This is a genomic window from Pseudomonas agronomica, assembly GCF_025917275.1.
Taxonomy (GTDB): Bacteria; Pseudomonadota; Gammaproteobacteria; order Pseudomonadales; family Pseudomonadaceae; genus Aquipseudomonas; species Aquipseudomonas agronomica.
Map to the genome: position 1 here is coordinate 1 of NZ_JAOSHO010000134.1, position 11,633 is coordinate 11,633.

Annotated in this window: 8 protein-coding genes; 7 read left to right on the plus strand and 1 reads right to left on the minus strand. The window is 61.0% G+C overall.

What is annotated here, in order from left to right; all coding sequences use genetic code 11:
* Nucleotides 1–585: 585 nt before the first annotated feature.
* The 4 genes from OC610_RS12310 to OC610_RS12325 all read left to right on the plus strand — a co-directional run bounded on the left by OC610_RS12310 (nucleotide 586) and on the right by OC610_RS12325 (nucleotide 7,410).
* Complete coding sequence (locus OC610_RS12310) at nucleotides 586–2,379, plus strand: DUF1302 domain-containing protein (protein ID WP_264428005.1); 1,794 nt, start codon at nucleotides 586–588, stop codon at nucleotides 2,377–2,379.
* 22 nt (nucleotides 2,380–2,401) lie between these two features.
* On the plus strand, nucleotides 2,402–3,769 hold the full coding sequence (locus OC610_RS12315; protein WP_264428006.1) for a DUF1329 domain-containing protein: 1,368 nt from the start codon (nucleotides 2,402–2,404) through the stop codon (nucleotides 3,767–3,769).
* A gap of 209 nt (nucleotides 3,770–3,978) precedes the next feature.
* Nucleotides 3,979–6,531 carry a helix-turn-helix transcriptional regulator gene (locus OC610_RS12320; protein ID WP_264428007.1) on the plus strand — a complete coding sequence of 851 codons (2,553 nt, stop codon included), beginning with the start codon at nucleotides 3,979–3,981 and terminating at the stop codon, nucleotides 6,529–6,531.
* Nucleotides 6,532–6,720: 189 nt separating this feature from the next.
* Complete coding sequence (locus OC610_RS12325; protein ID WP_264428008.1) at nucleotides 6,721–7,410, plus strand: hypothetical protein; 690 nt, start codon at nucleotides 6,721–6,723, stop codon at nucleotides 7,408–7,410.
* On the opposite strand, the gene OC610_RS12330 is transcribed toward OC610_RS12325, so the two are convergent.
* Entirely contained in the window at nucleotides 7,390–8,196 is an 807-nt protein-coding gene (locus OC610_RS12330; protein ID WP_264428009.1) for an IclR family transcriptional regulator, read from the minus strand. The genes OC610_RS12325 and OC610_RS12330 overlap by 21 nt on opposite strands.
* Nucleotides 8,197–8,347: 151 nt before the next feature.
* Between OC610_RS12330 and hmgA the strand changes: the two genes are divergently transcribed.
* Genes hmgA through maiA form a run of 3 tightly spaced genes read left to right on the plus strand, consistent with a single transcriptional unit; the run spans nucleotide 8,348 to nucleotide 11,609 of the window.
* Nucleotides 8,348–9,652, plus strand: a complete 1,305-nt coding sequence (gene hmgA / locus OC610_RS12335) for a homogentisate 1,2-dioxygenase (protein WP_264428010.1) — start codon at nucleotides 8,348–8,350, stop codon at nucleotides 9,650–9,652.
* 3 nt (nucleotides 9,653–9,655) lie between these two features.
* Nucleotides 9,656–10,960 (plus strand): fumarylacetoacetase, encoded by a 1,305-nt coding sequence (gene fahA / locus OC610_RS12340; protein WP_264428011.1) that lies wholly within the window; start codon nucleotides 9,656–9,658, stop codon nucleotides 10,958–10,960.
* A 10-nt stretch (nucleotides 10,961–10,970) separates the two neighbouring features.
* Nucleotides 10,971–11,609, plus strand: a complete 639-nt coding sequence (maiA, locus tag OC610_RS12345; RefSeq protein WP_264428012.1) for a maleylacetoacetate isomerase — start codon at nucleotides 10,971–10,973, stop codon at nucleotides 11,607–11,609.
* Nucleotides 11,610–11,633 lie beyond the last annotated feature (24 nt).

Below are 11,633 nucleotides of genomic sequence, written 5' to 3' on the forward strand. Positions count from 1 at the left end.
TAACAGTGAATTTTTGCCAGGCGCGTAGTTGCTTTCTGGCGGTGTTGTGGGAAGCGACGACAAACTCTTAGTTTCGAATGGGGGCAACGAGGATAGATATTTCCGACAAAAGTGTAGGAAACAAGCAACACGCGACATGACCCCAAATAAAAAAGGCCGCTGCAAAACGCAGCGGCCTAAACGTGACGTTGCAAAGGAGCTACAAATCAACGTCAGTGGACACGGGGATGATGGATCGATGTGCAATCCATCCGAATGACGGTGCGCCGGCGCGAGGGACGCCGGACGACATGTGCTTGCAGGCCCGTTGCCCTGCAAGCCCGGCCAGCATAGGGATCGGGCGCTGCGGGAAACAGCCCGGTTTCGGACATGCACTGTTGCGGTGCGCGCAACAGTTGCCCGCGCCACGATCGTTATGCGCGGCGCTGATAACCCATCATCCGTCCTGTTCATGCGCAGCGCAGACGCCCTTCCCGTATGGGCTGTAATCCTTTTTAGGTACAGCGCGAATACCCCCTTGGTGCGCTTATCGCCCATGACGTGCGGCAGTAGGGTGAAGGCTCTGTCACTCACCGGGGAAGACGCATGACAACAATAACAATGCGCGCCATCTTCAAGCCGCAGGCGCTGGCCGTCGCGGTGGCCTTGGGTTGCTGTGCCCAGGCGCAGGCCGTTTCTTTCAACATTGGCGAAATCGAGGGTCAGTTCGACTCCTCGCTGTCCGTTGGCGCGAGCTGGGGCATGCGCGATGCCGACAAGGATCTGGTCGGTACGGTCAACGGGGGGAGGGGGCAATCGTCCACCGGTGACGATGGACGACTGAACTTCAAGAAGGGCGAGACCTTTTCGAAAATCTTCAAGGGCTTGCACGACCTGGAACTCAAGTACGGCGACACCGGTGTGTTCGTGCGTGGCAAGTATTGGTATGACTTCGAGCTCAAGGATGAAAACCGTGAGTTCAAGGACATCAGCGACAGCAATCGCAAAGAGGGTGCCAAGTCCTCAGGCGCGGAAATTCTCGATGCCTTCGTCTATCACAACTATTCCATCGCCGATTTGCCCGGCACCGTGCGCGCCGGCAAGCAGGTGGTCAGTTGGGGTGAAAGTACTTTCATCGGCAACTCCATCAACAGCATCAACCCGATCGACGTGTCGGCGTTCCGTCGCCCGGGTGCGGAGATCAAGGAAGGCCTGATCCCGGTGAACATGCTGTTCGCCTCCCAGGGCCTGACCGACAAACTCACCATCGAAGGTTTCTACCAGTTGGAGTGGGACCAGACGGTTGTCGACAACTGCGGGACGTTCTTTGGTAACGATGTGGTGGCCGATGGGTGTACCAGTGGATACACGGTGGGCAGTCCGGCAATTGCTCCGTTCGTGCCATTGACCCAGGCCTTCGGGCAGGGCATCCGGGTGACTGACGAAGGCGTTGTGATTGCCCGTGGTGCGGACCGCGATGCGCGGGATTCCGGGCAGTGGGGCACGGCGTTGCGTTGGCTCGGTGACGACACGGAATACGGCTTGTACTTCATGAATTATCACAGTCGTACGCCGACCGTGGGCACCACCACGGCAGGGGCTTCCACGCTGGCCGCCCTGCCAGGGATGGTCGCGATAGCCAACGGGATAGTACCGGGTAGCGGTGCGGGTCTGGCCCAAAGCGTAATGCTGGGTCGCGGTGGCTATTATCTCGAATACCCCGAAGACATCCGTCTGTACGGCGCAAGCTTCTCCACCACGCTGCCCACCGGTACCGCGTGGACCGGCGAGATCAGCTATCGGCCCAACGCACCGGTGCAGGTCAACACCAACGACCTGACGCTCGCATTGGTAAACCCGATCGCGGGTGGCGCCGCATCACCCATCGCCACTTCCGCCGGCGCCGACAACACCGGCTACCGCCGCAAGGAAGTCACCCAGGTCCAGAGCACCCTGACGCACTTCTTCGACCAGGTCCTGGGCGCCGATCGCCTGACCGTGGTGGGCGAGGCGGCGGTGGTGCACGTCGGTGGCCTGGAATCGAAGGACAAGCTGCGTTACGGCCGCGATTCGGTCTACGGCCAGTACGGCTTCAACGGCGACACCGACGGTTTCGTCACGTCGACGTCCTGGGGCTACCGTGCCCGGGCGATCCTCGACTATTCCAACGTCATCGGCGGGGTGAACTTCAAGCCCAACGTGTCCTGGTCCCATGACGTGGCCGGCTATGGTCCCAACGGTTTGTTCAACGAGGGCGCCAAGGCCATCAGCGTGGGTGTCGATGCCGATTACCGCAACACCTATACCGCCAGCCTGAGCTACACCGATTTCTTCGGCGGCGATTACAACGTTCTCGAAGACCGCGACTTCCTCGCGCTGAGCTTCGGCGTGAACTTCTGATCTGGCTGACAAGGAAAACCCAATGCGCAAGATGATCCTGCAATGCGGTGCCCTGGCCCTGAGCCTGCTGGCTGCGAACGTAATGGCGGCGGTGTCGCCGGAGGAAGCGAACAAACTGGGCACCAGCCTGACGCCACTGGGGGCGGAGAAGGCCGGTAACGCCGATGGCTCGATCCCGGCCTGGACCGGCGGCATTGCGAAAAACGCCGGTGCGGTGGACAGCAAAGGCTTCCTGGCCGACCCGTTCGCCAATGAAAAACCGCTGTTCACCATCACCGCCGCGACCGTGGACAAGTACAAGGACAAGCTGTCCGACGGCCAGGTCGCGATGTTCAAGCGCTACCCGGAAACCTACAAGATCCCGGTCTACCCGACCCATCGCAGCGTCGGCCTGCCGCCAGAAGTCTATGAAGCGGCCAAGCGCAGCGCGCTCAATGTGAACGCGATCAACGATGGCAACGGCCTGGCCAATTTCACCGGCAACCGCTACTACGCGTTTCCGATCCCGAAGAATGGCGTTGAAGTACTGTGGAACCACATCACTCGTTATCACGGCGGCAACCTGCGGCGTGTCATCATCCAGGCCACGCCGCAGACCAACGGCAGCTACACGCCGATCCGTTTTGAAGAAGAGATCGCCGTGCCGTTCCTGATCAAGGACGCCGATCCGGACAAAGCCAGCAACGTGCTGACCTATTTCAAGCAGGAGGTGACGGCCCCGGCGCGCCTGGCCGGTAGTGTGTTGCTGGTGCACGAGACGCTCGACCAAGTGAAGGAGCCGCGCCTGGCGTGGATCTACAACGCCGGCCAGCGCCGCGTGCGTCGCGCCCCGCAAGTGGCCTACGACGGCCCGGGCACCGCCGCCGACGGGTTGCGTACGTCGGACAACTTCGACCTGTTCTCCGGTGCGCCGGATCGCTACGACTGGAAACTGGTTGGCAAGAAGGAAATGTACATCCCGTACAACAGCTACAAACTCGATTCGCCGAGCCTCAAGTATGACGACGTGATCAAGGCCGGCCACATCAACCAGGACCTGACCCGCTATGAGTTGCACCGTGTCTGGGAAGTGATCGGTACGGTCAAGCCCAGCGAGCGGCACATCTACGCCAAGCGCCACATGTACATCGACGAGGACAGCTGGCAGGCGGCGCTGGTGGACCACTATGACGGCCGCGGCCAGTTGTGGCGTGTCGCCGAAGGGCATGCCCAGTTCTACTACGACCACCAGAACCCGGGCTACACGCTTGAAGCGCTCTACGACATCATCGCTGGCCGCTACATCGCCCTGGGGATGAAGAACGAAGAGAAGCACGCCTACGTCTATGGCTTCGAGGCTCGTGCAGCCGACTACACCCCGGCGGCGCTACGTTCGAGTGGAGTCCGGTAGAGCGGCCCGTACTGTGGCGAGGGGAGCTTGCTCCCGCTGGGCCGCGCAGCGGCCCCAATCGCCCTTCAGGCGAAAATAGCAAACCGATGACCGGCAGCTGGGCTGCCGGTCTTTTTTTTATGGCCGCCAATCAGCGCGCTGAATACTTCTCCTAAGGTGGTCGACAGAGGTCTAGGGTGAAGGAACAACAATAAAAGGGACCTTGCACAATGACCGCCATGACTCCGTGTCCGGACCGTCCTGGGCTGTTGCCTCGCCTGTCTTCGACGCATGTGTCGCGCCGGTCGTTGAGCGAGCCCCTGCTGGCGTCCGAGGCGCGAGTCAAGCTGCTGTGCGCGCCGGCCGGCAGCGGCAAGAGCGCATTGTTCGCCGAATGCTTCTTGCAGGCCCCGGCTGAGTGCCGGTTGCACTGGCTGCCGTTGGCAGGCGCGGCACTCGATGCCGCGCAGCTGTGTGAATGCCTGGCGCAAGCCCTTGGCCTGCCCGTCACGGATGAGGCAAGCCTGTCGGCCCATCTGGCCCGTTTGCAGACCCCCACGTGGCTGTTCCTGGACGATTATTGCCGAGTGCCCAACCCTGAGCTGGACCAATTGCTCGACCGTTTGTTGAACGCCAGCAGTCCCGCGTTGCATCTGTGGCTCAATGGTCGCCGGCGTCCTCACTGCAACTGGCCGCGCCTGCTGCTCGATGACGAATTGTATGAGTTCGACGCCAAAGCCTTGGTGTTTGGCGTCGAGGATGTCCAGCAATTCCTCAGCCACTTGCCCGGCCCGCTGGCGGCCCGCACCGCCCGCGAAGTCATCCAGCGCAGCGGTGGCTGGTGCGCCGGGGTGCGCATTTCATTGCTGGAACGTTGTGAATGGGCGCGTCGTCACGCCGCGCCGGGTCGTCCCGGTACATTGCTCGATTACCTGCAATACGAACTGTTCGGCACCCTCACGCCCGAGCTGGCCCAGGCCTGGCGGGTGCTGGCGCATCTGCCGCGTTTCAATGCGCGACTCTGTGAGCATCTGTTCGGTGACACCGTGGGGGCTGAGTGCCTTCCCCTATTGCGGGACCTGGGCTGTTTTATCGAACCGTGGGAAGCGTCTTCGGACTGGCTGCAGATTTTCCCGCCGCTGGCCCGACTGGTGCGCGATGAACCTTGGCCCCAGGGGCGTTCCTGGCACCGACGAGCCTGCCAATGGTTCGCCGCCGAACAGGATTGGCCCATGGCGTTCGAGCAAGCCATGCAGGCCGGGGAGTTCGAGGCAGCCGTCAGTTTCCTGCAGCATTTGAATTTCGAGCATGTGTTGCAACGCAGCAATGCCCAGCTCTTGCTGAACCTGCACGACCAGCAGGATGAAGCGCTGTCGCTCGGGACGGCGCAATCGGTAGGCCTGGTGACCACGGCCTTGATGTTTGCCGGACGTTTCGAGCAGGCAGAGGTGTGCATCGAACAGTTGATCAAATTCATGCCCCAGCCCCTGGCTTGCCTGCAGCGACAGTTAATCGGCCGGTGGCAGGTCCTGCGTGGATGGTTGCTGCACCTTCGAGGCGAAGGCGAACAGGCCCGCGAGCATTTTCTCCAGGCCCAGGCCAGCCTGGACCCGGACGCCTGGGCACTTCGAGTGTTGTGTTTGATCGGTCAGACGCAACAGGCACTGCTCAACGGTGAGCTGGCCTCTGCACAATGGATCAATCGCCAGGCATTGTGTCTGGCGCGTGCGCACGGCTCACTGGTATTTGAAGGCCTGCTGGAACTGGATCACGCCCAGATCCTGGAACAGCGGGGTGCTCCCCACCGTGCCGATCATTTGCTGGGCGCTGTCCAGGCATTGCTCGACAAGCCTGGGCAGGACTTTTGCGCGTTGCTGGGGCGAATTGCCCTGCGCCGCGGGCGATTGGCCTTGCGCATGGGTCTTGACGAACAGGCAAAGGAGCACTTCCAGGCGGGCCTGGAAACGGGCTTGCGCAACCAGGACAAACAAGTTCTCTATGGCTTTCTCGGCAAGGCCAGCCTTGCCGCCAACCAGGGCGACTATGGCGAGGCCTTCATGCAGCTTCGCGACGCCGAGCGCATCATGCAGCAGCGGTACATTCCCGATACGGTGTACCGTGGCGTGTTGCTGCAGACCAGTTGTCAATTCTGGTTGCAGCAGGGGCGCCCGGAACTGGCTCACGAAGTGCTGACCCGGGTGTTGCGGCATTTTCACGGCCCGCAGGCCAAGCAGGCGCCGCCCGCAACGTTGGAGCTGATTCCACGCCTTGAATATCTTTTGATCCTCACAGAGGTTTATCTGCAACGGGCGCAAGAACCCCAGGCTCGCCTGAAAGACATGATCGTCCAGGCGCAACGCCGTGAAATGCATGGGCTGGAAACCGAGTTGTACCTGGCCTTGGCTGAAGTAGCCTGGTTGTCCGCCGACCGCGGCCACGCGCGTTCGTTGATGGAAGAGGGCTTGCAGCGTGTCGCCTGTTGGCGGGCGCAACAAGCCCTGCATGAGCTGCGCTTGCGCCAGCCTGAGCTACTGCGCTGGATTGAATCGGCGGAGCCAGTCGAGCAGGCGGCCGTGCTGGCCGAAGAAACGGTACTCAGTCAGCGTGAACTCGAAGTGCTTGAGTTAATTGCACAAGGTCATTCAAACCAACAGATCGCCGAACAGTTATTCATCTCACTGCACACGGTCAAAACTCATTCGCGTCGTATTCATAGCAAGTTGGGCGTGCAACGGCGTACGCAAGCCGTGGCCAAGGCCAAGTTCATGGGCGTGATGAATTAAACCTGGTTGTGCTTTACACGTACTTACATTTGCCGTTGTAGCGTTTAAGGATATTTGAGGTATAACTGCCGGGCTGAAGTGGCAAAGGCGATTGATGTTCTTTGTCTCAGTGATGGCGCTATTAATAGCGCTGTCATATTAAATAGCTCGAACCGGAAGTTCGAGTCCACTCCATAACAAGGATGTTTTATGTACGCTTCATTTTTTTCTTCAACTTCGCAAAGGCTGGCTGCACTCAAGAAAACGCGCGTGGATTTTGCCGTGCGGGTGCTGCTGGGCCAAGCATTGGAAAAGCTGCGAATCAATCCGCACACGACTTATTTAACGACGGCCAGCGAAGAGAATCTGTCTTCTGTTACCTTGTTTGATGAAACGTTGGCGTGCGTTGAAAAACAGAGTTGCCCCACTTATACGCAAGGGACGAATGAAATCTTCAACAAGCGTTATTCGTTCGCCCCGGAGGATCGGGTCAAGGCGCTTGATCTGATTGCCTTTGAAAAAATCGTTCTGGGTATTGTCTCGAGCCTGGTCGAGAAGCCGGCGATGGATCTGTCCTGGCCGGGTCTGAAGTCGGTAACACCCAAGGACATGGAGGCGGTCTTGAAAACGTATCTACCGGGCCTCGACTTGAATGACATCCATGTCACCGGTTTCGCCACCGATGAACGGGGCGGTCGGACAATTGCCTCGTCACAGACGCTGGCAGACCACCTGCTCGGGCATTTCGGCAATAACGACATTCCTTATCATGCAGAGGGCGACCATCAAGCGGTGAACCTGGTCCCTTTCTCCAGTGAAGAGATGCATCGGCACCCACTGCTGACCGCCGGGCACCTCAACGATCTGCTGATCAAGATCCTACCGCGCTTCCTGGTCTGATCCCACGCTGGCCTCATAACCCATCCGCCAGCTCACGGCCCGGGTCGCCGCCAACAAGCGTTGCGCCGCCGGGCCATTTTCATCAGCGTGAAACAGCGAAGTCGGGCCAACAATGGTGATGACTGCCGTGACTTGGCCCATGGCGTTGAACACCGGCGCGGACAAGGCATCTACCCCAGGCATCAACAAACCGTGCACATGGTGCAGCCCGCGTTGGCGGATGTGTTCGCACAGCGCCACGTAGGCCTGGTCGTCAGCCAGCGCATGACCGTGTGTCGCGCGGATTTCGTCCTCACGCAATCCGACGGTTTCGCGCGCCGGCAGGTAAGCGCTGAAAACCAGTCCCGTGGAGGAGCTGAGCAACGGCAACACCGAGCCCAGTTGCGTCACCACGGTGACGGCCCGCACGGCCGGCTCGATCCGCACCACGGTCGCGCCGTGATTCCCCCACACCGCCAGGAAACAGGTTTCGTTCAGGTCGTCGCGCAACTCGGCCAAGGGCAGGGCGGCTACTTGCAGCACATCCATGCCGTTCAAGGCCGCCAGGCCCACGCGCAAGGCTTCGCGGCCCAGGCCGTAGTGATTGGTGGCGGTGTTCTGTTCGGCAAAGCCGCTGGCGATCAACGCTTGCAGGTAACGATGGACCTTGCTCGCCGGCATCTGCACGTGCTCGGCCAGGCGCGACAATGATGTGGAGGGGGACAGTTCGGCCAAGGCCTTGAGGATGTCGGTGCCGACCTCGGCCGAGCGGACTTTCTGTTTACCGTTGCTGGGCAGGTTTTCCATGGAGGTGCGGGTCCGGAGGGCGAATGGGCGTCTTTATAGCTTGACGGTCGTCGTCGAGCAAATTACGTTATGCGTAATTGAATTACGATAAAAATAACCCGGTGCGCCTCGGACATCGAACGATGTGAGGGGCCGCATCTCAGGAGGCTCCATGAACCTGGATTCCACGCCGTCGGATCTGGCTTATCTGTCTGGCTTCGGCAACGAGTTCGCCAGCGAAGCGTTGCCTGGCGCACTGCCGGTTGGCCAGAACTCTCCGCAGAAAGCACCGTACGGTCTCTATGCCGAACTGTTTTCTGGCACCGCTTTCACCATGGCCCGCAGCGAAACGCGGCGAACCTGGATGTACCGCATCCGGCCCTCGGCCAATCATCCGGCCTTTGCCAGGCTTGATCGTCAGTTGGCGGGTGGTCCACTGGGTGAGGTCACGCCTAATCGCCTGCGCTGGAACCCGCTGGAGATCCCTGCGCAGCCGACCGATTTCATCGACGGGCTGGTGCGCATGGCGGCCAATGCCGGTTCGGACAAACCGGCCGGCATCAGCATCTATCACTACTGCGCGAACCGCTCCATGGAGCGGGTGTTCTTCAACGCCGATGGCGAATGGCTGATCGTGCCGCAACTCGGGCGCTTGCGGATCATCACTGAATTGGGTGTGCTGGAGCTGGCGCCGCTGGAAATTGCCGTGCTGCCGCGCGGGTTGAAGTGGCGCGTCGAGCTCCTCGAGCCGCAGGCTCGAGGCTACATCGCTGAAAACCATGGCGCGCCATTGCGGCTACCGGACCTGGGGCCTATCGGCAGCAATGGCCTGGCTAATCCCCGGGATTTCCTGACGCCTGTCGCCCATTACGAAAACCTCGCGCAGCCGACCACGCTGGTACAGAAATTCCTGGGTGAGTTGTGGGCTTGCGAGCTGGATCACTCACCCTTCGACGTGGTGGCCTGGCACGGCAATAACGTGCCGTATAAATATGACCTGCGTCGATTCAACACGATCGGCACGGTCAGCTTCGACCACCCGGATCCGTCGATCTTCACCGTGCTGACTTCCCCCACCAGTGTTCACGGCTTGGCAAATCTCGATTTCGTGATCTTCCCACCGCGTTGGATGGTGGCGGAAAACACCTTCCGTCCGCCGTGGTTCCACCGCAACCTGATGAATGAATTCATGGGCCTGATCCAGGGCGCCTACGATGCCAAGGCCGAAGGTTTCCTGCCCGGAGGCGCATCGTTGCACAGTTGCATGAGTGCCCATGGTCCCGACGGCGAAACGTGCACCAAGGCCATCAATGCCGAACTCAAGCCGGCGAAAATCGACAACACCATGGCGTTCATGTTCGAAACCAGCCAAGTGCTGCGCCCGAGCCGTTTCGCCCTGGACTGCCCACAATTGCAAACGGACTACGATGCCTGCTGGGCCTCGTTGCCGGTCACGTTCGACCCGATCCGGAGATAATCCATGACTCACGTTTCCCCCACCCGCAGCTGGGTCGCCTCCGCCAACGATCATGCCGACTTCCCGTTGCAGAACCTGCCGCTGGGCATTTTCAGCATCGCTGGCGGCGCCCCGCGGAGCGGCGTTGCCATTGGCGAGCGGATTTTCGATCTGCAGGCAGCGTTGCAGGCAGGCCTGTTCGAGAGCGCGGCGGGCGACGCTGTCGCGGCCATGGACGGTGGTCAACTGAACGCCTTCTTCGACTTGGGCCGTAGCGCCCGGGTCGCCTTGCGTGAGCGGCTCCTTGAGCTGCTGCGCGAAGACAGTCCGTTGCGGGACAAGATCGAAGCCCAGGGTGACAGGCTGTTGCCCCGTGCGGCGGACTGCCAGATGCACCTGCCGGCGAAAATCAGCGACTACACCGATTTCTACGTCGGCATCGAGCACGCGCAAAATGTCGGCAAGCTGTTCCGACCTGACAATCCGCTGCTGCCCAACTACAAATACGTGCCCATCGGCTACCACGGTCGCGCCTCGACGGTCCGCCCGTCCGGCACCGATGTGCGCCGCCCGAAGGGCCAGACCTTGCCGGCTGGCCAGACGGAGCCGACGTTCGGCCCCTGCGCACGGTTGGATTATGAACTCGAGTTGGGCATCTGGATCGGCCAAGGCAATGCCTTGGGCGAGCCTATCGCCATTGGTGACGCTGCCGAGCACATTGCCGGTTTCTGCCTGCTCAATGACTGGTCGGCGCGGGATATCCAGGCCTGGGAATATCAGCCGCTGGGGCCGTTCCTGTCGAAAAGCTTCCTGACCAGTGTCTCGCCCTGGGTGGTCACCGCTGAAGCCTTGGAACCGTTCCGTCGTCCCCAACCGGCGCGTCCCGAGGGCGATCCGCAGCCGCTGCCGTACCTGCTGGACACGCGTGACCAGGCCGGCGGTGCATTCGACATCGAGTTGGAGGTGCTGCTGCTGACCGAAACCATGCGCGAACAGAACCTGCCGGCGCATCGGTTGACCCTCAGCAATACCCGATACATGTACTGGACCGTGGCGCAGATGGTGGCGCACCACAGCGTCAACGGCTGCCAGTTACAGGCAGGTGACCTGTTTGGCTCGGGCACGTTGTCGGGACCGGAAAATGGTCAGTTCGGCAGCCTGCTGGAAATCACCGAGGGCGGCAAGAAGCCGATCGAACTGGCGTCCGGCGAAGTTCGCAAGTTCCTTGAGGACGGCGATGAAATCATCCTGCGCGCGCGTTGCAGCCGTGAAGGCATGACGTCCATCGGCTTCGGCGAATGTCGCGGCAAGATCCTGCCGGCACGGTGAGGAGCGGGGCATGGAACTCTATACCTATTACCGGTCCACTTCGTCGTATCGGGTGCGTATTGCCTTGGCGCTCAAGGGGCTGGATTACCAGGCCCTGCCGATCAACCTGATCGCCGCGCCCGGAGGCGAGCATCGCCAGCCGGCTTACCTGGCCATCAACCCGCAAGGGCGGGTACCGGCATTGCGCACCGATGAAGGGGCGTTGGTGGTGCAGTCGCCGGCCATCATCGAATACCTTGAGGAGCGTTATCCCCAGGTGCCGCTGCTCAGCGGCGACCTTGTGGTTCGTGCCCATGAGCGGGGCGTCGCGGCGCTGATTGGCTGCGATATTCATCCCCTGCACAACGTCAGCGTGCTCAACAAGCTGCGCAAGTGGGGACACGATGAGACGCAGGTGACGGAGTGGATCGCGGATTGGATCAGCCAGGGACTGACGGCGGTGGAGCAGTTGATTGGCGACGACGGCTATTGCTTCGGCGCGCTGCCAGGCGTGGCGGATGTGTACCTGATCCCGCAGTCGTACGCCGCCGAGCGGTTCAATGTCTCGTTGCAACCGTATCCCCGAATCCGGCGGGTTGCGGCGTTGGCGGCCGAGCATGCGGCGTTCCGGAAGGCGCATCCGGCGAACCAGCCTGACACCCCGGCTTGATGTCCATGTAGATGAGTCTGGGAT